The organism is Nocardia sp. NPDC058499, from assembly GCF_042719915.1.
Classification (GTDB): domain Bacteria; phylum Actinomycetota; class Actinomycetes; order Mycobacteriales; family Mycobacteriaceae; genus Nocardia.
The window spans coordinates 86442-108867 of record NZ_JBHXMZ010000012.1 but is presented as its reverse complement, the minus strand read 5'-3'; the positions used below and the strand labels follow the sequence as shown (position 1 = coordinate 108867).

The window sequence follows — 22426 nt, the reverse complement described above, 5'->3', positions numbered from 1 at the left end:
TCAAGCGGTCGGGCCGGGGACAGGCGCCAGTTCGAGCCGGACGCCGAGCAGCCGGATCGGCCGGTCCAGCGGAAACCGGTCCAGAATGCGTAACGCGGTATCGACGATGGTGGGAACATCCGTCGTGGGTTCGGCCAGTTTCGACTGTTTACTGCGCGTATAGAAAGTGCTGGTCCGCACCGTGACCGCCACCCGGACCGCGTTCCGGCCCGCCGCGGCGATCTCCGCGGTGACCTCCGCCGCCAGCCGGGCGACCTGCTCGCTGATCTCGTCGCGTTCGGTGAGGTCGCGCGGGAAGGTCTCCGATTTGCTGCGCCCCACCGGCGGGGGCGGCTTGGTCACCACCTCGGTATCGCCTGCCCCGCGAGCCATGACCCACAGATACGGACCGTTGGTGGGCCCGAACTCGGCCGCCAGCACGGCCCGGTCCGCGGCCATCAGTTCGCCGATCGTATGGATATCCAACTCGCCCAGGCGGGCCGCGATCCGGGTACCGATTCCCCACAGCGCGTTCGTCGGCCGATGCGCCATCACCTGCGACCAGTTCGCCGCCGTCAACCGGAACATGCCGGTGTGGGCGCCGGGTTGCTCGGCCGGCGTATCGGCGGATTTACCGACCGATTTCGCGAACCCGGTGGCCAGTTTGGCGGTGAGCTTGTTGTCCCCGATACCCACCGCGCAGGTCAGGCCGAGTTCGGCGACCCCGGCGCGGATCGCGGCCGCCAGGCTTTCCGGGGCATCGGTCTCGGCCGCAACGAACGCCTCGTCCCAGCCCCACACCTCCACCTGATCGGTGAAGGTCCGCAGCAGCGCCATGACCTGCTCGGAAGCCTCGTCGTAGCTGGGCGGATCCAGGGGCAGGAAAACACCTTCGGGACATTTGCGCGCCGCCGTCCGCAGCGGCATCCCGGCCCGGATCCCATAGGCTCGGGCCGGATACGACGCGCAGGTCACGACCTTGCGGGGTTCCTCGGGGTCCCCGTTCCCGCCCACGATCACCGGCAGCCCGCGCAATTCGGGATGCCGCCGGAATTCCACCGCGGCCTGGAACTGGTCGAGGTCGACATGCAACAGCCATTTGGCCACGTATGCAGTCTTACTCCTCCCGGGTGACAACCGGGGGATATCACCCGGACCGTGCTGGTCCTGCGATAGAGAGTGTTCCGGTTGTCCTGCTCATGCAGACGCGCGGTGACGGTGTCCTTCCCGGGCCGCATGCCGTTCGCAGGACCTGGGCGAGGGACTTGAAGGCCGGCCCACCGGCCCGGCGGCCGAGACTCCGCCGGGCGGCCCCGTCCGATCGGCGACATCGCAGGCTCGCCGGAGGACCGGCGGGGAGTTGCACGGTGGGGGCGCGGGCGGGTCCGCCGGGCGGCAGACTGGGTCACACCGCCCGGCAGTGGGCGCGGCTCCACTCGGGCGGCGCGTTCGCAGACCCACCGCGGCGCACTCGCTCACCGACCGAAAGGCGAAGATGCCCGATCCAGCCCCGCTCGATTTCGACCTGGCCGCGAAAGTGCTGGCCGCCCAGCCCTTCGCGAACCTCGTCGGCACCGAGCTCGCCGCCTTCGAAACCGGCTCCGCGACCCTGAGCGTGCCGATCCGCCCGGAACTCGCCCAGCAGTTCGGCTATGTCCACGGTGGCGTGCTGTCCTACCTGGCCGATAACGCGATCACTTTCGCCGCCGGAACCGTGCTCGGCGCGAATGTGCTCACCGGTGGTTTCTCGGTCACCTATCTGCGTCCCGCACGTGGCGACCGCCTGCGCGCCGTCGCCACGGTCACCGGGTCCACCCGCCGCCAGGCCGTGGTGAACTGCGTGATCACCGCCGAATCGGATGGTTCCGACCCCGTGCAGTGCGCACTCGCCCAGGGCACCGTGCGGTCCGTCGAACGCGACCTCGGCGACTCCTGATCGCACCCTGTCTGTACCCGGCGCGCGAATGCGGTGCCGGTGTGTTCGGGGCCGGCATATCGACGCGTGAGACCGGAACGGAACCGAAGGTGCGCCTAGGCTGGTCGACGTGACCGACCACGACAGGCGGCGGGATGCGCTCGCGCGGGAGCTGCGTGCCCGGATCGGTGCGGAGGCAGTGGATATCTCCCCTCGCCGCAGGGTCGAGTACTCCTCCGATGCATCGAACTACCGGGTGCTGCCGGAAGTTGTCGTGTTCCCGCGCGGGGACGCCGATGTGGCGGCGGCGCTGGAGCTCGCCCGTTCCGAAGGCGTGCCCTTCACCCCGCGCGGCGGCGGAACTTCCGTGGCCGGTAATGCCGTGGGACCCGGTATCGTCTGCGATTTCAGCAGGTACCTGAACGGTATCGCCGAAATCGACCCGCAACGTCGCACCGCGCGGGTGCAGCCCGGCGTGGTGCTGGCCGATCTGCAGCGCCGGGCCCGGGCGCACGGGCTGCGGTTCGGTCCGGACCCGTCCACCCAGGACCGCTGCACCCTCGGCGGGATGATCGGCAACAACGCCTGCGGACCACATGCCATCGCCTGGGGGCGCACCTCTGATCAAGTCCGTGAACTGCGGATTCTCGACGGGACCGGCACCGAGCGCCGGCTTGCCGGCGATATGGCCGCGGTCCCCGGATTGCCGGAGTTCACCGGCGCCGCGCTCGCGGTTCTGCGTACCGATCTCGGCCGGTTCGACCGCCAGGCCTCCGGTTACGGTCTGGAGTACCTGCTTCCGGAGCGGGGGAGTTCGGTCGCCGGTGCCTTCGTCGGCACCGAGGGCACCTGCGGTGTGCTGCTGGAAGCCGAAGTGGACCTGGTGCCGATACCCGCCGCGACCCTGCTCGTGGTGCTCGGTTACGAGGATCTGGCGACCGCGGCCGACGATATCGCCGCGGTGGTCTCGGCGGCGCCGGTGGCGGTGGAGGGTATCGACGCGCGCCTGGTCGATATGGTGCGCGCCCACGGCCGGCGGGTACCGGATCTCCCGCGCGGCCAGGGCTGGTTGTTCGTCGAATTGGCGGGCGAGAGCCGGGCCGCCGCCCGGGCAGCGGCCGACCTGCTGTGCCGGACCGCCGGTGCTCTCGACAGCCGTGTCATCGACGATCCCGGCGCGGCCGCGGCACTGTGGCGGATCCGCGCCGACGGCGCCGGCCTGGCCGGACGTACCCGGGACGGGCAGCCGGCCTGGCCCGGCTGGGAGGATGCTGCCGTGCCGCCCGCTCGCCTGGGCGCCTACCTGCGAGATTTCGAGGAGCTGACGCGGGAGCACAAGGTCGACGGTTTGCTCTACGGGCATATCGGTGACGGTTGTATGCATGTGCGGCTGGATCTGCCCATCGCCGGCGCGCCCGGCCGCTTCCGTGCTTTCCTGACCGATGCGGCACATCTGGTCGTGCGGCACGGTGGTTCGCTGAGCGGTGAGCACGGCGACGGACGGGCCCGTTCGGAACTGCTGGAGATCATGTACTCGTCCGAGGTCCGCGCCGTTTTCGCGGGATTCAAGGCGCTGTTCGATCCGGCAGGTGTCCTCAATCCAGGAGTGCTGGTGCAGCCCCGGCCGCTGGACGCCGATCTCCGGCTGCGCGGGCTGGGTCCGGTGGCGTCCGCCGGTGGTTTCGCGCTCGACGGCGACGGTGGCGACCTGTCCACCGCGGTGCATCGCTGCGTGGGGGTGGGCAAATGCCGGGCCGATACCCGCGCTGCCGGCGGTTTCATGTGCCCGTCCTATCTCGCGACGGCCGACGAGAAGGACACCACCCGCGGCCGGGCCCGGGTGCTGCAGGAGGTGGTCCGGGGCGAACTGGACTGGTCCGCGCCCGCAGTAGCCGAATCCCTGGATTTATGCCTGTCCTGCCGGGCCTGCGGTACCGACTGCCCGGCCGGCGTCGATATGGCGACCTACAAATCCGAGACCCTGTACCGCCGTTACCGACGCCGTCTCCGCCCGCGCGACCACTACGCGCTGGGGATGCTCCCGCGCTGGCTCGCCGGAGCGACTCGCCTACCGCGTCTGGTGAATGCCTCCGCGCGGGTGGGCCCGCTGCGCCGCTGGGGTATGCGCGCGGCGGGGGCCGATCCGCGGCGTGCGGTGCCGGAGCTGGCCCGGCGCCCGTTCCGGCGGATATGGCGAAAGGAATCGTCGCAACAGCAGGTGCGGGGCCCGGCGGCGGGAACCGTGCTGCTCTGGGTCGATACCTTCACCAATGCTTTCGACCCGGAGATCGCGCAGGCCGCCGTAACGCTGCTGAATTCGCTGGGATACCGGGTGGTACTGCCCGATCGGCAGGTGTGCTGCGGGCTGACCTGGATCAGCACCGGGCAATTGGACGGGGCGCGTGCCCGGCTACGGCGTACCCTCGACCGGCTCGATGCCCATGTCGCCGCCGGCGGCCTCGTGATCGGCCTCGAACCGTCGTGCACGGCCGCGCTGCGCGCCGACCTACCGGAGCTGCTCCCCGGCGATCCCCGCGCCCGCCCGGTCGCCGCCGCCGTGCGTACGCTCGCCGAGTTCTTGCTGGCCCAACCTGATTGGTCTCCACCCAGCCGCCCCGAACGTTCGATAGTGGTGCAACCGCATTGCCATCACTATTCCGTTCTGGGCTTCGAGCCGGATCGCCGGATATTTGCCCGGATGGGTCTGAATGTGACCGAAATCGCAGGATGCTGCGGCCTCGCCGGGAATTTCGGAATGCAGCAGGGCCACTACGAAATATCGGTGTCGGTGGCCGAAAACGGTTTGTTGCCGGCGCTGGCCGGCGCGCCCCCCGACGCCGTGTTCGTGGCCGACGGCTTCTCGTGTCGCACCCAGGCAGTCCAGCTGGCAGCCGGCCGCGGCCGGCACCTAGCGCAGATCCTGTTGGACCACTGGTGATTTCACGGTATCGAGGCAACTGGCCGGGCGTGCGGGTAACCGAGCGGTGGGCCCGGTCACCCGCGGCCGGGGATCAGCTTCCGGACGGCAGAGTGCCCGGCTGGATTTCGTAACCGGAACTACCGGCGAAAACGCTGCCCCACAGATCGAGCAGCCAATTGAGTGCCTCGGTGATCATGAAACCCTCCAATCGTGGCAGCAGCCACATATTTGCTCAACTCGGTTCATATCGTCCCGCAAACCACCGTCGTTACCGCGGAAGGAAACGACTGCGTTTCTTTTGCGGGCACAGCGTTCTCTGTTTTGCGGGCACAATGGCGGGGTGCCTTCTCGATCCGCAGGATCCCCGGCCGAGTCCGCGCCGGCCACGCGCGTGCTGACCGCCGGTGGGCCCATCCACCTCGCGCATACCCTGGCGCCGTTACGCCGCGGGCCCGCCGACCCCTGTCACCAGATCGACGGCGACGGTGCGCACTGGCGGGTATCGCGGATGCCGGCCGGGCCCGTGACCTACCGGCTGACCCAGACCGCACCCCACACCGTCAGCGCGGACGCCTGGGGCTCGGGTGCCACGGAATTTCTCGACCAGCTCGATTCGATGTTCTGCCTGGACGAGAACGTGGACGATTTCGTGCCCATCCATCCCACGATCGCCGCCGCTCATCAGCGGAATCCCGGTTTGCGCATGCTGCGCACCGGCCGGGTGTTCGAGGCGCTCGTCCCGGCGATCCTGGAGCAGAAGGTCACCATCGTGTCGTCGCATGCCGCCTGGCGGGCGCTGGTGCATCGTTTCGGTGATCCGGCGCCGGGCCCCGCGCCGGACGGTATGCGGGTCCCGCCGGCCGCCGCGACCTGGGCGCGCATACCCTCATGGAGCTATCACCGCGCCAATGTGGGGCCGCAGCGCTGGCAGACCATCGTGCGGGCCGCGCGGGTGGCCGATTCGCTGGAGCGCACGGCGGGGCTCCCGCCGGCGGAAGCCGCCCGCAAATTACGGACCATCCCGGGTATAGGGGAGTGGACAGCCGCGGAAACCGCGCAGCGCGCCTTCGGTGATGCCGATGCCCTGTCGGTCGGCGATTACCACCTGGCATCGGTAGTGGGCTGGACCCTACTCGGCCGGGATATCGACGACACCGAGATGGTCGAGTTCCTCGAGCCGGTGCGTCCGCACCGCTATCGGACCATCCGATTACTGGAGGTCAGCGGTCAGGCCCGGAAACCGCGATTCGGCCCACGCGCTCCGATCACCGACCACAGCCGGCGCTGAAATTTTGGCGCCGCCTCCGGCGTCGCGGGTTCGGGGCCCCCTTGGTCTCGTTCTTCACTCCGCCGCTCCTCCGCTTCGCTCCCCCGCTCTGTCGCTCCAGAACGAGACGGGCCCCGAACCATGGGGTGGGCATCGGCGAGGGCCGCGACGCGTTTGTTTTTGCGGTCGGTCGCTCCGGAACGAGACGGGCCCCGAACCATTGGGGTGGGCCTCATCGAGGGAGCTGCGACGCGTGTGCTCCGTCGCTCCGGAATGAGACGGGCCCCGGATTATTGGGGTGGGCCTCGGCGATGGCTGCGATGCGTTTGCTTACGCGGTCGGTCGTTCCGGGACGCGAGGGGGCCTGGACCCGCCGGTGTCGGCGTTGTCGTGGGGGCGGCGTGGCGTTGCTGTACCGGTTTGTTGGTCCGGAACGGGTTGGGGCGCTGAACCCACTGGTGTGGGCACTGCCGAGGCGGGCGTCGCGGGCTGCGGCGACCTATTGGAGTGCGCGGTTGTCCAGTACGCAGCGGCCGGAGTCCACAAGTGTCGCCCGGGCCCGGCGGCGTACCCGGCACATATCTACGGTGCAGTCCAGGTGCAGTTGCATCGCCGAATGAGCTTGCTCGGCGGTCATGTCCCCCGGATCGTCCCCGCAGTCGAGCAGGGTCGGGATCTGGGTACTCAGATTCAACCGCATCACACACAACCTCCTTGTGAACCCGCGGCGATCCTGTTGTCCGCGGTGGGTTTCCGGGTGTGCACATACGACCAACAGCTCACCATAGGCCGAGAACCGTCCGGAACGGGTGATTTTCGGCGGTATTGCCCGCATCGAATTCGTATTGCACCGGTACGCCACCGGTATCCGGCCCGGAGTGTCCGTCCGTGCGCGTAGCATCGCGCTCGGTGCCGGTGCGGGCGGCGCCGCCCCTCGACGGGACATAGTGCGGATGATGGAGGAGAACCCGAATGAGCGTCGACAACGGTACGAAGGTGGACCTTTCCGGCGCCGAATGGCTGAGCAGCCCCCCGGACGGTGCGCCCGGCTCGCACAGCGTCGAGATCGCGATGCTCGCCGACGGTCATGTGGGTATGCGGGACGGCAAGAATCCCGACGGTCCGGTGCTGGTTTTCACCCCGGGTGAATGGGCGGCCTTCACGGCCGGTGTACGGGACGGCGAATTCGATCGCCCCTGACCTCGTCCGGGCCCTGCGACCGTCCGATACGACCGGGTCACGGCGGGTTTACCAGGTCGTATAACGGGTAGACAACGATATGTGGACCGAGGGATCAAGAATTCCCATCCTCGGCTGCGCAAGTTGGGGCCCGGCGACGGTGTGGCGTGGCTGATCGTCGGGCTGCTCTTCGCGGCGGCCGCGGTGGGGGTGTTCGTACTCACCGGATCGGTGCTTTCGGCACTGTTCGTCGGTGTGCTCGTGGCTTTGGTGGCCACGGGTGTGGTCACGATGCTGTGACCACACCCGTTCGGCCGTGAACCCTGCCGCCGTGTGGCGTGCTCAGCGGCGGAACAGTTTGTTGCCGAGCCAGACGATCGGGTCGTACTTACGATCGGCGACCCGTTCCTTCATCGGAATCAACGCATTGTCGGTGATCTTGATGTGCTCCGGGCACACTTCCGTGCAGCATTTGGTGATATTGCAGTAGCCCAGGCCGTGCTGCTCCTGCGCCTCGTCGCGGCGGTCGGCCACATCGAGCGGATGCATTTCCAGCTCCGCGATACGCATCAGATACCGCGGCCCGGCAAACGATTCCTTGTTCTCGTCGTGGTCACGGACCACATGGCAGGTGTTCTGGCACAGGAAGCATTCGATGCATTTGCGGAATTCCTGCGATCGAGCGATATCCACCTGCTGCATCCGGTACTCGCCCGGTTTCAGATCCGCCGGTGGTGTGAAAGACGGGATTTCCCGCGCCTTTTCGTAGTTGTAGGACACATCGGTCACGAGATCGCGGATCACCGGGAAGGTCCGCAGAGGTGTCACAGTGACAACGTCTTCGGGCGTGAAGGTGGACATCCGGGTCATGCACAACAGGCGCGGCCGGCCGTTCACCTCGGCCGAACACGACCCGCATTTCCCGGCCTTACAGTTCCACCGGACAGCCAGATCGGGCGCCTGGGTCGCCTGCAGCCGATGGATGATGTCGAGAACCACCTCGCCCTCGTTCACCGGCACCGTGAAATCCCGGAGTTCTCCGGTCTCGGAATCGCCGCGCCATACGCGGAACTGGGCGTCGTAACTCATCGCCTCACGCCTCCTCGGTCTTCGCTTCGCGGCCCGGCGCGGCCGAACCGCCCTGGGCCGCCGGATGCCCGGCGAGTTCGTCCGGGGTGTAGTACTTCTCCAGCTCCCCGAGGTCGAACAGGGCCAGTAGTTCGGGCCGCATCGGCGTTTGCTCGCGTTCGGTCACCGAGACATCGGGGACACCGGATTCGGCCGATTCGCCGCCGATCGCGCAGACCAGCAGTTTGTTGCGCCACTGCGGGTCCATGCCCGGATGGTCGTCACGGGTATGGCCGCCACGGCTCTCGGTGCGCAGTAGCGCGGCCTGTGCCACGCATCGGCTGACCAGCAGCATATTGCGCATATCGAGGGCCAGATGCCAGCCCGGATTGAACTGGCGGTGCCCTTCGATGGTGACATGGGCGAACCGCTCGCGCAGCCCGTCGAGCCGGGCGATCGCCTCGCGGACCTCCTGCTCCTTGCGGATGATGCCGACAAGATCGTTCATGGTCTGCTGCATATCGGTATGCAAGGTGTAGGGGTTCTCCCCCGAACCGCCTTCGGGCGGATCGAACGGGGCGAGCGCGATCTCCGCCGCTGCCGCGATATCGGTCTCCGATACCGCCGGCCGGCCGGGCAACTGCCGGACGTACTCCGCCGCGCCGAGCCCTGCCCGGCGGCCGAACACCAGCAGATCCGACAGCGAGTTGCCGCCGAGCCGGTTGGAGCCGTGCATACCCCCGGAACATTCCCCGGCGGCGAACAGACCCGGTACCTGCGCCGCACCGGTATCCGGGTCGACCTCGATACCACCCATGACGTAATGGCAGGTCGGGCCCACCTCCATGGGTTCCTTCGTGATGTCCACGTCCGCCAGTTCCTTGAACTGGTGGTGCATGGACGGCAGCCGCCGGGTGATCTCCTCGGGAGTCAGCCGGGAGGCGATATCGAGGTAGACCCCGCCGTGCGGGGTGCCCCGGCCGGCCTTGACCTCCTCGTTGATCGCCCGTGCCACCTCGTCGCGGGGGAGTAGATCGGGGGTGCGACGGGCCGAATCGTTATCGCGCAGCCACTGGTCGGCCTCCTCCTCGGTTTCGGCGTACTGGCCTTTGAAAACCGCGGGAATGTAGTCGAACATGAAGCGTTTGCCCTCGGTGTTCTTCAACACCCCGCCGTCCCCGCGCACCCCCTCGGTCACCAGGATGCCCTTCACACTGGGCGGCCAGACCATCCCGGTGGGGTGGAACTGCAGGAACTCCATATTGATCAGCCGCGCACCGGCGCGCAGGGCCAGCGCATGCCCGTCACCGGTGTACTCCCAGGAGTTCGAGGTGACCTTGTAGGACTTGCCGATACCGCCGGTCGCCAGTACCACCGCCGGCGTTTCGAACAGGATGAAACGCCCGGATTCGCGCCAGTAGCCGAATGCGCCGCTGATCCGGTCGCCGTCCTTCAGCAGGTCGGTGATGGTGCATTCGGCGAAGACCTTGATCCGCGCCTCGTAGTCACCGGTTTCGGCATAATCCTCCTGCTGCAGCGAAACGATCTTCTGCTGCATGGTGCGGATCAGTTCCAGGCCCGTCCGGTCGCCGACATGGGCCAGCCGCGGATAGGTGTGACCACCGAAATTGCGCTGACTGATCCGGCCGTCGGCGGTCCGGTCGAACAGGGCGCCATAGGTTTCCAGCTCCCAGACGCGGTCCGGGGCTTCCAGCGCATGCAGTTCGGCCATCCGCCAGTTGTTCAGGAATTTCCCGCCGCGCATGGTGTCGCGGAAATGAGTTTGCCAGCTGTCCTTCTCGTTGGCGTTTCCCATGGCCGCCGCGCAGCCGCCTTCGGCCATCACGGTATGTGCTTTGCCGAACAGCGATTTGCATACGACCGCCACCGAGAGGCCGTGTTCGCGGGCCTCGATCACAGCACGTAGTCCGGCACCTCCGGCACCGATCACGACCACGTCGTAGGTGTGCCGTTCCACTTCGGGCATAGCCGTCCAAACTCCTCAGTCGATGATGCGAAGATCAGAAATCGTGCCGCTCGCCACCAGCATCACGTAGAAGTCGGTGAGCACGAGGGTGCCGAGCGTGATCCAGGCCAGCTGCATATGCCTGGTGTTGAGCTTGGAGACCTGGGTCCAGAACCAGTACCGCACGGGGTGGGCGGAGAAATGCTTCAACCGGCCGCCCGCGATATGCCGGCAGGAATGGCAGGACAGGGTGTAGGCCCACAGCAGGATCACGTTCCCGGTGAGGATCAGGCTGCCCAGGCCCATTCCGAAACCACCGGACTTCCCGTGGAAGGCGCCGATCGCGTCGTAGGTGTTGATCACCGAGATGATCACCGCGGCATAGAAGAAATAGCGGTGCGCGTTCTGGATGATCAGCGGCAGCCGCGTCTCCCCGGTGTACTTCGCGTGGGGTTCGGCTACGGCGCAGGCCGGCGGAGAGAACCACACCGACCGGTAGTAGGCCTTGCGGTAGTAGTAGCAGGTGAGCCGGAACCCGAGCAGGAACGGCAGCACCAGGAACCCGAGCGGAATGAACATCGGGAGATCGCCGAACGGCGTGCCGAAATGGCTCGCGCCCTCGACGCACGAAGTACTCAGGCAGGGCGAGTAGAACGGCGTCAAGTAGTGATAGTCGGGCACCCAGTACGCGGTGCGCACGAACGATCGGACGGTCGCGTAGATGACGAAGGCGCCGAGCCCGATCACCGTGATCAGGGGCGGTAGCCACCATCGGTCCGTACGTAGGGTGCGGGCGCTGATCCGGGCCCGGGTCTTGCTGAAAACGCCTGTTCCCGATTCGGGAGCGTTCGTGGTTGTCGCGGCACTCACTGGTCGATGCCTCACTGATCGGCGGTGCGGAAGGCCGGTAGACCTCCGCGATCGAATGTGATGCTGAGCACCATACGGCAGGGCCGCTATCGGTCGAGCGGGGTCCGCGCAATCTCGGGGGTCTCCAGGCGTAGTGATTTGCGACACATTTACTGCCGATCTTGTCGGGTGAATACACCGCAAACACGAGCGGCCGGCCGCCTCTCCGGCGACCGGCCGCTCTCGACGCCCCGGCCTGCGGCCCGGGGCGGAAGGTTCAGTTATCCGGTGGTGAACCCGGTGGTGCTACTGGGTGCGCGGCCGCGAATGGAAGCCGAGCCCCTCGTCCTGGGCACCCATCCACGCCGACTCGTCGGATTTGCTGTCGGGTACGTAGATGGGTTCCTGGGCGCGCCCGGCGACCGGTGGCGGCGGGCTCTGTTCGAACTCGTCGGCATCGATGCAGAGCCGCTCCAGGTCGTTCTCCAGCCGCCGGATCGTGCCCGCGTCCCCGTAGTGGGCGCGCAACACTCCGATGGACTGCCGGAGTTGGTTTACGGCGTACCGGAGTTCCGCGAAGTCGCTACGTGTCATGGATACCTCCTGATTTGCTCACCGGTCGCGGTGGGTGACGCCGCGTGGGCTGCGCTGGCCATCCGGCGTAGCTTGTGACCGACCACACAAGGTGATCTACAACACAGTACGGCAAAAACTCGATTCCGGCTCGTCGGATGGTCAAGATCAGGTGTCGGTTGGGAGCCGATGTGCACAACTGCCGGGTCCGGTGATGGCTGCGGTATCCGGTCGGCAGCGGTGAGTTCGCGGTGTCGAGATGTTTCTAGTGGAAACTACGGTTTTCCCTAGAGCGGGGAAGAAATGACCACGGAACCACGGAGCGAGTGCAATATCTGGGTTTCTGGAGAAATCACTAGATGCGGTTAGATACTCCGATCGAGGGCCTGCTGTCCGGTGCGGTTCGTTGCGCGACCGGACCTCTGTCGGGTTCTCTGGTCTTGTCTAGTGCAACCGCTAGATGGCCGGATAAATCGGAATCGCCGACTCAGGTGGTCACACTGCGCAGGTAACGCCCGAAATGCGGCACCGTGAACCCGATCGTCCCGCGCTCGGCGGAGTAGATGAGTCCCTTTTTGATCAGGCCGTCGCGAGCCGGTGACAAGGATGCGGGTTTGCGACCCAGTTCCGCCGCGACCGCCGCGGTCGCGACCGGGCCCTCGTCACCGGAAAGGTCGGCCATCGCGCGCATGTACTCGCGTTCGGCCGGCGTCGCGCGTTCGTAGCGGGAACCGAAGAACCCGACGGCCAGTTCCTCCTCGGCGGTCGGCGCGGCGACCACCACGTCCTCGGCGGTGATCGGGCTACCGGGTGCCTGGTCCCAGGTCGCCTTGCCGTAGGCCTGGACGAAATACGGATAGCCGTCGGCCTTGCGGTACAGCGCCGCCAGCGCCTCGTCGGAGAACTTCACCTCTTCGCGTTCGGCCGGGGCGATGAGGGCCAGATCGGCCGACTCACGATCCAGCCGGTCGATCCGGTGGTAACTGAACAGCCGCTCGGAATAGCTCTTGGACGCCGACAATACGGCCGGTAGATGCGGCAGGCCCGCGCCCACCACGATCAGTGGCGCGGCGTCCTGGCTCAACTCGTGGCAGGCGCCGCAGATGGCCGAGATATCCGTCGGTGCGAGGTCCTGCATCTCGTCGATGAAGATGGCGATACCCACGCCGATATCCGCGGCCAGCCCGGCGGCTTCGGTCAGTAGTTCCACCAGATCGATTTCGATATCGCCGGAGTCGGCTCGGCCGGTGACGGCCGGGACGTCGATACCCGGCTGCCAGCGTTCCCGCATTCCTTTGTCCGCGGTGGCGCGGAGAGCGAATGCCTTGAGTATGCCGAGGAAATCGTCGACGCGTTCACTGTTGCTATGGGTTTTGGCGATGGCCCGGGCCGCCATGTGCAGCGCCGAAGACAGCGGCCGCCGCAGCTCCTGATCCGGTCGCGCCTCGATCTTTCCGGTACCCCAGCCACGGGCGCCGGCGGCCGATCGCAACTGATTGAGCAGAACGGTCTTGCCGACGCCACGGAGTCCGGTGAGCATCACGCTGCGTTCCGGCCGGCCCCGCGCAATACGTTCGCAGACGACGTCGAAGGCGTCGAGTTGCTTTCCGCGCCCGGCAAGTTCGGGTGGACGCTGGCCTGCGCCGGGTGCATACGGGTTGCGCACGGGGTCCATAACTCCCCTACCGTAGCGCGCCTATCCGTATATATGGGCGAATCTATGCCGTGTCCTAGACGCGGCTATCCGGAGATGGCCGGGAAACCGCCTCGCGGTCGTGGACAAGGTCCGTAGCCGAACCGACACGCCCGCCGATACCTCGCCGTGACCTATCGACGTGCTGAAAATCCCTTCGCGCACAGTACTTTACGTCTGTACTCCCAGCTCGCGAGAAAAGTCGGCCCGTTCGGCTGGACAACACCGGGCAGGCATCGTAACCTCTTTGTGACTTAGTGGAGTCGAGTCGTTTCGTCAGTGAGGCGGCGCCACTGGTCGCTGCCATCGCAGGCCGTCGCGATATGCGTAGGACGCGCGTCCGACGATGGTGGGAGAGCACGAAGATCGGAGACGGAGCTCGGTGGGTAAGCACAGCTTGCAGCGAGAATCCAAGCTGCCAAATTCTGTCAAGGGCGCGCTCGTCATGGGCACTCTCGCCGCGACCACGGGCACCATGCCCGCTATCGCGAATGCCGCGACCACCACGATCGACGTTCCCGGCGTCGGTAAGTTCGATGTCGAGGTCCCGGATCAGTACGCAGCCCAGGCAGAGCAGCTCAACCAGCAGCTGAACCAGGCGCTCTCGGCGGCCCCGCAGGCAATGCCGGCGGCACCCGCGCTGCCGAATTTCGCCCCGCCCGCGCCGGCGCAGCCGCAGACGGCCGGTGATGTCGCCCTCGACGCCGCCAAGACGAAGGTCGGCGCCATGTACTCCTGGGGTGCCGCGGGCCCCTACAACTTCGACTGCTCCGGCCTGGTGCAGTGGGCGTTCAAGCAGGCCGGCATCAAACTGCCGCGCACCAGCTTCGAACAGTCCCATGTGGGCGCGCCGGTGGCATTCCAGAATCTGAAGCCCGGCGATATCGTCATCACCAACGGTGGCGGCCACGTCGGCCTGTACGCCGGTGACGGCAAGCTCCTGAACGCGGTGCAGTCCGGTGAGCCGGTGTCCTACACCAATCTTTCCGCCGACGAAGTGGTCACCGCGCGTCGTATCGTGTAAAGGGTGAGTCCAGCTCCCTCTGTTCCGGACAATGGTCCGGCCCAGGCCCGGGTCGACTCCTGGATATGGGCCGTGCGGTTGTTCAAAACACGATCGGCTGCCGCGGCTGCGTGTCGCGGCGGTCATGTCCGTGTCAACGGTGCGACAGCCAAACCGGCTCAGCCGGTGCGGCCGGGTGACGAGATCCGTATCCGCAGCTCGGGGATCGAACGGATCGTCATCGTGGAACGGGTGATCACCAAACGGGTCGGTGCTCCGATCGCCGCCCAATGCCTGATCGACCGCAGTCCACCTCCGCCGCCGCGGGAAGTCCTCGCCTCCCTCCCGCAACGTGACCGCGGGACCGGTCGCCCCACCAAGCGGGATCGCCGCGAAACCGATCGCCTGCTGGGGCGGACCGAACGCTGATTCGCGCCGCGCACTATGTGCACGGCGATTCACTCTCGAACCCATCGACGGGCATCGGGCCCCGCCCGAACAGCTCCGCCGGGTGTGGCCCACGTGCTCGGGTCCGCACCCGGACCGACCACTGGGGTCCGTTCAGGATGGCGAATCGTGTCCGAGTGCATCCACCGATGTAGGGGCGCCGATTTCCTGGTGCGCGGTAATGCCGCCGAACGGTGTCGAGAACACGGCAATGAACGTCACCGGGTCCGCGGCGGTGAGTTCGATGAGATTGGCCGCGGCCGGCGAGATCCGCGCGAATCGCCGCGCGAGCCGCCCCGCATCCAAGACCGGCTCCGGCGATTCGGCAGGCGTCGGCCCTATCCGAGCCGAACCCGTCGCGGTATTCGCGGAGAGTGCGGCCACGACGGTGTCCTCGAAAACCTGGGCCGCGTGGACCACGCCGCGGATGGTGCATCCCGATTCGCGAATATCACGCAGCGCATTGTCGAGATCGTGACGGTCGGCAGTATCGCAGCGCACCACCACGACCCGGTCCTCGAATCCCTCGAGCAGTGGGGGCACCGGGCGCGGTGAACGGGTGGGCACCAGAACATCGCGGGCACCGGATACCAGGAGCCGGCGCACCATGACCGAGCCGAGCGCGCCGAGTCCACCACTGACCACATAGGTGCCGGCCGTATCGATCTGCATCGGCGGATCCAGCGCGACCTGGGCCGCCAGGAAGCGGATAGCCCTGTTGGCGTCGACCATTCGAGTCCATGCGATGATATCTGTGGGTGGGAGGTTATCGGTGAGCCGTATCGAAGCCAGCGTTCCGGCGCCCGTGACCTCCGCCCGCATATCTCCTCCCGCCGGGCCGATTCCCGCGGCTTCCGGAACCTGATGGCCCCGGTTCGCCGACAGGCCGGCCGTCGTTCCATCCGGCGCCCCTGTGTTCGCTGAAGCCATTGAGGCAGAATCGTTTACGTATCCGCCACCGAGCCGGGGCCGGCCGTTGCTCGTTCCGGTATCCGGTTCGCGGCCGGTGGAGCCTTCCAGGAGCTGCCGGGTTCGGTGTCCCGCCGTGGCCCGAGTTGCCTGCACCTGGGCCAGGCAGGTCAGGAACGTGGTTCCTTCGTCGTCACCGCGGGCGGTGGGATAGGTCGTATGGGTGAACCGCGGGAGTTCGCGCAGCACATCGCAGAGAATCGGGTGCGGGGCGACCTCCAGCACGATGGTCGTATCCGCGCCCGCGGCAGCCCGCTCCAGTGCGGTCGCGAGTTGTACCGGTCCGGTGAAGTTCTCGATCCAATAGCCGCCCGTAGTGATCGGTGCATCGATAACCGCACCGCCGCGGGCGGTGGAGTACATCGGGATAACCGGTGTCGTGGGGTGCAGCGGGCCGAGGGCGGCGACGGATTCGGCCGCCGATCGACCGATCGCCGGGGCGAACGCATCGCAGCGCTGCGCCGCGATATCGCGGCGTCCGGCCCGGCGCACCACGGCATCGATATAGCGCGGCGGCCCGGAGACGAGTACCGAGTCGGGTCCATGAACGGCGGCGAGCACGACCTGTTCGCGCACGGGATCCACCAGGCGCCGCGCCTCCGGCACCGAGGTCCGCAATTCGGCAACGACATCGGTTTGCGCCACCCGGCGCACGGCGTGGGCGCGGGCGAGGACTACACGGACGGCATCGGACAGGGGGAGAGCGCCGGCGGTCACTGCCGCCGCCACCTCCCCGATACCGTGCCCGACCACCGCGTCGGGCCGCACACCCCACGAGATCAGCAGTGTCGCCGTGGCCACCTGGTAGGTGAACAGTGCGGCCTGGGCGAACACGGGATCCCGCCGGCGCCGGTCCGGCCACTGCGCCGCACCGGGGTGGCGGAAACCATGGCGCGGAGTCCACACCCGCGGTCCGCCCGCTGCCACGACGGCATCACTGGTGTCGAGCACGGCTGCGGCGAAAACGGGGTACCGCCCGGCCAGGGTGCGCCCCATCCGCGCGTGTTCGCCACCTTCCGGCGAGAACAGGAAAACCACGCCGCCCGCAGAATCGGTCATCGGCACGACGGCAGGTACGACGGGGTGCGGCTACGGCCGGGGCGAGCGGTGCGCACGCGCCACCGGCCGCTCGGCGAGCCGTGAATCCAGCACAGCAGCTGCGTGTCCCGCCTCACGCCACGATTATGCCGGAAGAATCCACCGTCACCGACCGGCCGCGGCGTTACGAAAACTGCTGCCGTCCGGAAGAATTCGACGCAAATGTCCGGCAAACATATGGCGAGCCTGGATCCGCCGAATCGCTCGGCGGCCGGGCCGTAGCTTCGGCGCAACGGATGTCCAGCGCGCGGCAGTGTTACCGCCCGTTCGCAGAGCCGCGGACTCGATCGGGTCGTCGAGGTCGCTGATCCGGAGTCCGGCATGCCGTGGCGTTCTTGTGCGCTGCCGCGGGATGGAACAACCGCCGTGGAAGCGGCCTTACGAGGCCCGGTCGGATTGTCCCGGAGTGACAGATTCCGTGCCGGGAACCTGTGGGGCCCGAGCGCCGATATGAGCGACGGTCTGTCAGCGGCCACTTGGTCGACGGTATGGAAGTCGTCCTCGACCTCGGGGTGAACTCTGTCTGCCGTCGTGCCGGACTCGGTGTTCGTTCGCGCCGCCCACCGCCGGGCGGCCGGTACCGTTGCGATGTGGCTGCTTCCGTCGACGGACGAACCCCGACCTTCCCCACGCTGCTGCGCTGCTGCGCGGCCTTGGCCGCCACACCGGCGCGGCTGCTGCGGCCCCGTAAGGCCGATACGCTGTTGCTGTCACGGCTGGAATCGGTATCTCCGCCGCCGGCCCGGGCGAGTGTCGAACTGACCGTGCTGTTGCAGGGCCGGATGCAGGCGCCGACCGCCATCGTGGCCGAAGGGGTGCGCAGTCTAGGGCATCTGCCGATGGCGATGGGCGCGTATCTGGTCGAACATCCGAATGCGCGTTTCCTGGTCGATCCCGCGCTCTGCGCCCATGTTCACCGGCGGGTGCTGCCGGATCTGCCGTTCCCGATTCCGCTGCTGGTCGCGCCGGACAAACCGGTACTCGGATTGGCCGATGCGCTCGCCGCCCGCGATATCGATCCGGCCACCATCGATTTCGTGCTGCCGACCCACCTGCACTGGGACCATATTTCCGGCCTGCTCGAACTGCCCGAATCGGTGCCGGTGCGGCTGCCTGCGGCCGAGCTGAGCTGGGCGCTGGAGGGGTCGCACGCACCGGCCGGGGTGGTGCGGGGCCCGTTGCTGGGACGATCGCTGGATCCGCTCGAGTTGGACGGACCGCCCGTGCTCACCTTCGAGCGCAGCCTGGACCTGTTCGGCGACGGATCGGTGCTACTGGTGGATCTGGCCGGGCACACCCCGGGCAGTATCGGTGTACTCCTCGCCACCGCCGGCGGTCGCCGGGTGCTGCTGGCCGGAGATGCGGTGTGGAATCGGCTGCAGATCGAACTCGTCCGGGAGAAGGCGCCGATGCCCGGTCAGTTGTTCGACGCCGATCGGGATCGGGCCTTCGAAACCATCCACCGACTGCACGCGCTACCGGCCGATATCGAAGTGGTGGCCGCGCACGATTACGATGCCGTCGCCGCACTGGCTGCCCACTGATCTCGCTGACGCGGCCGCACGGTGTTCACGGCCGCGTCGGTGCGGCGCTGTCGTCGATGCCGCCCACTGACGCGGCTTCACAGTGTCGATGGCCGCGGACGCATCCGCTCGCGAAGGGCGGATGCAGCGCTTTGGGCCGGGCCGAGTGGCCGCAGCCCGCGGGCCGTGCCGAGGCTCAGGCCGCGGCGGCGGGCGCAGCGGTTCCGGCCGGGTCGTCGCGACGTAATCGTGGTCGAGCCGGGAGCGGCAAGCTGGAGCTACGGTGCGGGAAGCCGGCTGCTATGAGACGGCTTCCCACACCCGGCGCCGGATCGATCGCCAAACCTCCGGCGCGGCTTACGGGCCGGTTCAGGCCGAAACGAACCGAGCCAGCCGGGCGTTGATCAGTTCCTCGGCCTCCGAGACCATCCGGCCGATCAGATCGGCGCAGGTCGGAATATCGTCGATCAGGCCCTGGCACAGCCCCACCGACCAGATCCCGGCGTCCAGATCGCCTTCCTCGAACACCCGCCGGCCGCGGGCACCGGAGACGAGTTCGCGGACGTCTTCGAACTTGCCGCCGGCCTTCTCGATCTCGACGACCTTGCGGCTGATCTCGTTGTCAGCGACCCGTGCGGTGTTGCGCATGGTGCGGAAGATCAGCTGGGTATCGCGCTCGGAGTTGGCGACGATCTGCTCTTTGACCTGCTGATCGATGGAGGATTCCTGGGTGCACAGGAATCGGGTGCCCATATTGACGCCGTCGGCACCGAGTGCCAGCGCCGCAACCAGGCCGCGGGCGTCGGCGATACCGCCGGAAGCGATGAACGGGATGGTCAGCGCGCGGGCGGCCGCGGGAATCAGCACCAGACCGGGCACATCGTCCTCACCCGGGTGTCCGGCGCACTCGAAACCGTCGATGCTGACCGCGTCCACGCCGATCCTCTGTGCCTTGAGCGCGTGCCGCACGCTGGTGCATTTGTGCACGACCTTGATGCCGGCTTCGCGGTAGGCGGGCAGGAACGGCTCCGGGTTGCTCCCCGCGGTCTCCACGATCTTGATACCGCTGTCCACGATGGCCCGCACGTACTCCTCGTACGGCGGCGGGTTGATCGACGGCAGGATGGTCAGATTCACCCCGAACGGCTTATCGGTGAGTTCGCGTGTGCGCTCGATCTCGCGCCGGAGATCGTCGGGGGATGGCTGGGTGAGTGCGGTGATGAAACCGAGCCCCCCGGCGTTGGCCACGGCGGCGACGAGTTCGGCCCGGCCGACCCACATCATTCCGCCCTGCACGATCGGATGTTCGATACCGAAAGTCTCGGTGAACCTGGTCCGCAGCATCGCCTGCTCTCCTCACTTTCCGCGGATAGTCCGCGCATGCTGCATGGTGCCATGCCGATCGCGACCCGATCAACCCCGGAAGTGAGTCGTGATTCGCATAAGTGACCGAGTTGGAAGATAGCTGGCAGGTGCGCTGGTACGCCGGTATCGTCGCAAATACGCGCGTCAACGCGCGTGAACCTGTTCCACGGTCCGGTTCCTCGGAATTAACGGCCATTCGGCCCTGAATTCCTTGCCGGTGCCGATGTGAATTGTTATTCTGCCGACACGTTCACACCGCGTGTGGCGCCGGACACTCCGGTGGGTCACGCGGTACCGAGAGGAGTACGTGGGATGACCACCGGTGCGCAGGCCCTCGACGAGCCGATCCGTTCGCGTCGCAACCACTGGAACAACCAGATCGCCACGCATGCGGTGATGCGGCCCGACGAGGTCGCGATTCGTTTCCGCGGTGCCGACACCACCTGGCGGCAGCTGCACGAACGGTCGCAGAAGTTCGCCGACGCGCTCGCCCGCCGCGGCGTCGGCTCCGGTGACCGGGTGCTCCTCCTGGCGCTCAACTACCCCGAATACCTGGAGGCCGTGTTCGGGATCAACGCGCTCGGCGCGATCGCGGTCCCGGTGAACTTCCGGCTCACCCCACCCGAGGTCGCCTATATCGTCGGCGACAGCGGTGCCAAGGCCGTGGTCACCGATGCGGTGCTGCAGCCGCTTGCCACCGCGGTGCAGGCACAGGCCACCGGGCTCGACCACGTCTTCGTGATCGGCGGGAGCAGCGGTGCGGGTGTTATCGGCTACGACGACGCGCTGGCCGAGGAGGGCGCCGCGCACACTCCGCTCGATATCCCCGAGGACACGCCGTGCCTCATCATGTACACCTCCGGAACCACCGGTAGCCCCAAGGGTGCGGTCCTGTCCTACGGCAATATGAACGCCCAAGCGCTCACCTGTATCCGGGCGTTGGCGATCGACCAGGAATCGGTCGGTTTCTGCACGTCTCCGCTGTTCCATATCGCGGGCCTCGGCAGCCTCGCGCCGGCCTTCATGCTGGGCGCCAAGACGGTGCTGCATCCGCTGGGCGCCTTCAGCGCCACCGAATTCCTCGACGCCGTCGAGGCCGAGCAGGCCACCACGGCATTCTGCGTACCGGCGCAATGGCAGCTGATCTGCGACGAGCCGACGGTGAAACAGCGCAAACTGGCGCTGAAGGCGCTCAGCTGGGGCGCAGCCCCCGCGTCCGATACCGTGCTGAAGGCAATGGCCGACGCATTCCCGGACGCATTCAACGTGGCGGTGTTCGGACAGACGGAGATGTCGCCGATCACCTGCGTCCTCGAAGGTAAGGACGCCATCCGCAAACTCGGCTCGGTCGGCAAAGTCATCCCCACCATCCAGGCCCGGATCGTCGACGACGAGATGAACGATGTGGCGCCCGGCGAGGTCGGCGAGATCGTCTACCGCGGCCCCACGATGATGTCGGGGTACTGGAACAAGCCGGAAGCCACCGCGGACGCCTTCGCCGGTGGCTGGTTCCACTCCGGCGACCTGGTGCGCCAGGACGACGAAGGTTTCGTCTACGTCGTGGACCGCAAGAAGGACATGATCATCTCCGGCGGCGAGAACATCTACTGCGCCGAGGTGGAGAACGTCCTGTTCGCGCATCCGAAGATCCGGGAAGCCGCGGTCATCGGCCGGGCGCACGAGAAGTGGGGCGAGGTCCCGGTGGCCGTGGTCGCGCTGGACGATGCCGACGGCACGCTCACCCTCGAAGAACTGGAACCGTTCCTCAACGAGAACCTGGCCCGCTACAAGCATCCGAAGGAACTGGTGATCGTCGCGGAACTGCCGCGCAACGCCAGCGGCAAGGTCGTGAAGGTGGAGCTGCGCAAGGACGGCGCGTAGTCCCCGCATCATCCGAGCACGCCCGGGCCGGACGGTTTCCGGACCGGGCGGCCCGGTGTCGTTTCGCGTAGCGCCGATGTCCTGGGATTTTTCCGACCCGTTGTGCGGCACGGCCGCCGATAGTCGAGTATCTACGGCATGCCGGAACAAAACGCTGCTGTTCTCGCCCTGCACTGGCAGGTGAATGTCATTCGGCCGGAGGGCTTCTTCGGTCCGATGCTCGCCGAACCGGTGGCCGCCAGCGGAGTGGTGCAACGCGCCGCCGATTTCCACAAACAGGCCGCGGAGCTGGGGTTGCCGATCGTCTTCACCCGGTTCACCGTCCCCGAGGACGAGGGCCGGCTGGTGCGCAACACCGGTTTCATGGAATCGGTCGGTGCGGCGCAGCACGAGTTCCGGCCGGAGGCCCCGGGTAGCCGGCTGATCGAGGAGATGGCCGATCAGGCCGACCATATCGTCGACAACCAGAAGCTTTCGGGCCTGGCCGGTAACGACCTCCCGCGCTGGCTGGTGGAAAACGATATCGACACCCTGTTCCTCACCGGTGTCGCCACCAACCTCACGGTCGAGCAGACCGCGCGCCACGGCACCGATCTCGGCTTCACCGTCTACACGGTCGCGGACTGTGTCACCGCGGCCGACCCCCAGGTACACACCGCCTCGCTGTCCAATATCGCACTGGTCAGCGCAGGTCTGCGGACCGCAGCAGACGCCTTCCACAACGGCTGATA

General features: G+C 67.2%; 19 protein-coding genes. 10 read left to right on the top strand and 9 right to left on the bottom strand.

The annotated features are described in order from the left end of the window. Positions 1 to 1086, bottom strand: a complete 1086-nt coding sequence (locus ACFWPH_RS29215) for a DNA polymerase IV (protein ID WP_378755387.1) — start codon at positions 1084 to 1086, stop codon at positions 1 to 3. A 388-nt stretch (positions 1087 to 1474) separates the two neighbouring features. Between ACFWPH_RS29215 and ACFWPH_RS29210 the strand changes: the two genes are divergently transcribed. The 3 genes from ACFWPH_RS29210 (at position 1475) to ACFWPH_RS29200 (ending at position 6102) form a co-directional block, all read left to right on the top strand. After that, a complete protein-coding gene (locus ACFWPH_RS29210; protein WP_378755386.1) occupies positions 1475 to 1915 on the top strand; it encodes a PaaI family thioesterase in 441 nt (146 codons plus the stop codon). Between the two features lie 109 nt (positions 1916 to 2024). Beyond that, the gene (locus ACFWPH_RS29205; RefSeq protein ID WP_378755384.1) at positions 2025 to 4832 is read left to right on the top strand and encodes an FAD-binding and (Fe-S)-binding domain-containing protein; all 2808 of its coding nucleotides are present in this window, start codon (positions 2025 to 2027) and stop codon (positions 4830 to 4832) included. A 322-nt stretch (positions 4833 to 5154) separates the two neighbouring features. After that, positions 5155 to 6102, top strand: a complete 948-nt coding sequence (locus ACFWPH_RS29200; protein ID WP_378755383.1) for a DNA-3-methyladenine glycosylase family protein — start codon at positions 5155 to 5157, stop codon at positions 6100 to 6102. Positions 6103 to 6580: 478 nt separating this feature from the next. Here ACFWPH_RS29200 and ACFWPH_RS29195 read toward each other — a convergent pair whose 3' ends face one another. Further along, entirely contained in the window at positions 6581 to 6781 is a 201-nt protein-coding gene (locus tag ACFWPH_RS29195; RefSeq protein ID WP_033246592.1) for a hypothetical protein, read from the bottom strand. 272 nt (positions 6782 to 7053) lie between these two features. Between ACFWPH_RS29195 and ACFWPH_RS29190 the strand changes: the two genes are divergently transcribed. Further along, positions 7054 to 7281, top strand: coding sequence for a DUF397 domain-containing protein (locus tag ACFWPH_RS29190; protein WP_033246591.1), 228 nt, complete (start codon positions 7054 to 7056; stop codon positions 7279 to 7281). 81 nt (positions 7282 to 7362) lie between these two features. Then, complete coding sequence (locus tag ACFWPH_RS29185; protein ID WP_280414402.1) at positions 7363 to 7560, top strand: hypothetical protein; 198 nt, start codon at positions 7363 to 7365, stop codon at positions 7558 to 7560. A gap of 42 nt (positions 7561 to 7602) precedes the next feature. Here the strand turns inward: ACFWPH_RS29185 and ACFWPH_RS29180 are convergent, their stop codons facing one another. The 5 genes from ACFWPH_RS29180 to ACFWPH_RS29160 all read right to left on the bottom strand — a co-directional run bounded on the left by ACFWPH_RS29180 (position 7603) and on the right by ACFWPH_RS29160 (position 13391). After that, the gene (locus tag ACFWPH_RS29180; RefSeq protein WP_280414403.1) at positions 7603 to 8349 is read right to left on the bottom strand and encodes a succinate dehydrogenase/fumarate reductase iron-sulfur subunit; all 747 of its coding nucleotides are present in this window, start codon (positions 8347 to 8349) and stop codon (positions 7603 to 7605) included. Between the two features lie 4 nt (positions 8350 to 8353). Then, positions 8354 to 10315 carry a fumarate reductase/succinate dehydrogenase flavoprotein subunit gene (locus tag ACFWPH_RS29175; protein ID WP_378755382.1) on the bottom strand — a complete coding sequence of 654 codons (1962 nt, stop codon included), beginning with the start codon at positions 10313 to 10315 and terminating at the stop codon, positions 8354 to 8356. A gap of 15 nt (positions 10316 to 10330) precedes the next feature. Then, complete coding sequence (locus tag ACFWPH_RS29170) at positions 10331 to 11164, bottom strand: hypothetical protein (RefSeq protein WP_378755381.1); 834 nt, start codon at positions 11162 to 11164, stop codon at positions 10331 to 10333. 285 nt (positions 11165 to 11449) lie between these two features. After that, complete coding sequence (locus ACFWPH_RS29165; protein ID WP_033246586.1) at positions 11450 to 11737, bottom strand: hypothetical protein; 288 nt, start codon at positions 11735 to 11737, stop codon at positions 11450 to 11452. Between the two features lie 466 nt (positions 11738 to 12203). Beyond that, positions 12204 to 13391 (bottom strand): AAA family ATPase, encoded by a 1188-nt coding sequence (locus ACFWPH_RS29160; RefSeq protein ID WP_378755380.1) that lies wholly within the window; start codon positions 13389 to 13391, stop codon positions 12204 to 12206. A gap of 463 nt (positions 13392 to 13854) precedes the next feature. On the opposite strand from ACFWPH_RS29160, the gene ACFWPH_RS29155 reads away from it, so the two are divergent. Next, complete coding sequence (locus tag ACFWPH_RS29155; protein WP_378755379.1) at positions 13855 to 14433, top strand: C40 family peptidase; 579 nt, start codon at positions 13855 to 13857, stop codon at positions 14431 to 14433. A gap of 3 nt (positions 14434 to 14436) precedes the next feature. After that, positions 14437 to 14841: an RNA-binding S4 domain-containing protein gene (locus ACFWPH_RS29150; RefSeq protein WP_378755378.1), complete on the top strand. Its 405-nt coding sequence runs from the start codon at positions 14437 to 14439 to the stop codon at positions 14839 to 14841. Positions 14842 to 14973: 132 nt separating this feature from the next. On the opposite strand, the gene ACFWPH_RS29145 is transcribed toward ACFWPH_RS29150, so the two are convergent. Then, positions 14974 to 16887, bottom strand: coding sequence for an acyltransferase domain-containing protein (locus ACFWPH_RS29145; protein ID WP_378755377.1), 1914 nt, complete (start codon positions 16885 to 16887; stop codon positions 14974 to 14976). Between the two features lie 629 nt (positions 16888 to 17516). Here ACFWPH_RS29145 and ACFWPH_RS29140 point away from each other — a divergent pair. Further along, positions 17517 to 18470 (top strand): MBL fold metallo-hydrolase, encoded by a 954-nt coding sequence (locus tag ACFWPH_RS29140; protein WP_378755376.1) that lies wholly within the window; start codon positions 17517 to 17519, stop codon positions 18468 to 18470. A 348-nt stretch (positions 18471 to 18818) separates the two neighbouring features. Here the strand turns inward: ACFWPH_RS29140 and ACFWPH_RS29135 are convergent, their stop codons facing one another. Beyond that, positions 18819 to 19793, bottom strand: coding sequence for an NAD(P)H-dependent flavin oxidoreductase (locus ACFWPH_RS29135; protein ID WP_378755375.1), 975 nt, complete (start codon positions 19791 to 19793; stop codon positions 18819 to 18821). Between the two features lie 333 nt (positions 19794 to 20126). Here ACFWPH_RS29135 and fadD5 point away from each other — a divergent pair, with 333 nt between their 5' ends. Next, on the top strand, positions 20127 to 21695 hold the full coding sequence (gene fadD5 / locus ACFWPH_RS29130; RefSeq protein WP_378755374.1) for a fatty-acid--CoA ligase FadD5: 1569 nt from the start codon (positions 20127 to 20129) through the stop codon (positions 21693 to 21695). Between the two features lie 138 nt (positions 21696 to 21833). Continuing rightward, on the top strand, positions 21834 to 22424 hold the full coding sequence (locus ACFWPH_RS29125) for a cysteine hydrolase (protein WP_378755372.1): 591 nt from the start codon (positions 21834 to 21836) through the stop codon (positions 22422 to 22424). The last annotated feature ends 2 nt before the right edge of the window (positions 22425 to 22426 follow it).

Coding starts and splice junctions, on each gene's coding strand:
- ACFWPH_RS29210 (WP_378755386.1), top strand. CDS start 1,475: ATGCCCGATCCAGCCCCGCTCGATTTCGACCTGGCCGCGAAAGTGCTG.
- ACFWPH_RS29195 (WP_033246592.1), bottom strand. CDS start 6,781: ATGCGGTTGAATCTGAGTACCCAGATCCCGACCCTGCTCGACTGCGGG.
- ACFWPH_RS29190 (WP_033246591.1), top strand. CDS start 7,054: ATGAGCGTCGACAACGGTACGAAGGTGGACCTTTCCGGCGCCGAATGG.
- ACFWPH_RS29180 (WP_280414403.1), bottom strand. CDS start 8,349: ATGAGTTACGACGCCCAGTTCCGCGTATGGCGCGGCGATTCCGAGACC.
- ACFWPH_RS29175 (WP_378755382.1), bottom strand. CDS start 10,315: ATGCCCGAAGTGGAACGGCACACCTACGACGTGGTCGTGATCGGTGCC.
- ACFWPH_RS29165 (WP_033246586.1), bottom strand. CDS start 11,737: ATGACACGTAGCGACTTCGCGGAACTCCGGTACGCCGTAAACCAACTC.
- ACFWPH_RS29160 (WP_378755380.1), bottom strand. CDS start 13,391: ATGGACCCCGTGCGCAACCCGTATGCACCCGGCGCAGGCCAGCGTCCA.
- ACFWPH_RS29155 (WP_378755379.1), top strand. CDS start 13,855: ATGGGCACTCTCGCCGCGACCACGGGCACCATGCCCGCTATCGCGAAT.
- ACFWPH_RS29145 (WP_378755377.1), bottom strand. CDS start 16,887: ATGACCGATTCTGCGGGCGGCGTGGTTTTCCTGTTCTCGCCGGAAGGT.
- ACFWPH_RS29135 (WP_378755375.1), bottom strand. CDS start 19,793: ATGCTGCGGACCAGGTTCACCGAGACTTTCGGTATCGAACATCCGATC.
- fadD5 (WP_378755374.1), top strand. CDS start 20,127: ATGACCACCGGTGCGCAGGCCCTCGACGAGCCGATCCGTTCGCGTCGC.
- ACFWPH_RS29125 (WP_378755372.1), top strand. CDS start 21,834: ATGCCGGAACAAAACGCTGCTGTTCTCGCCCTGCACTGGCAGGTGAAT.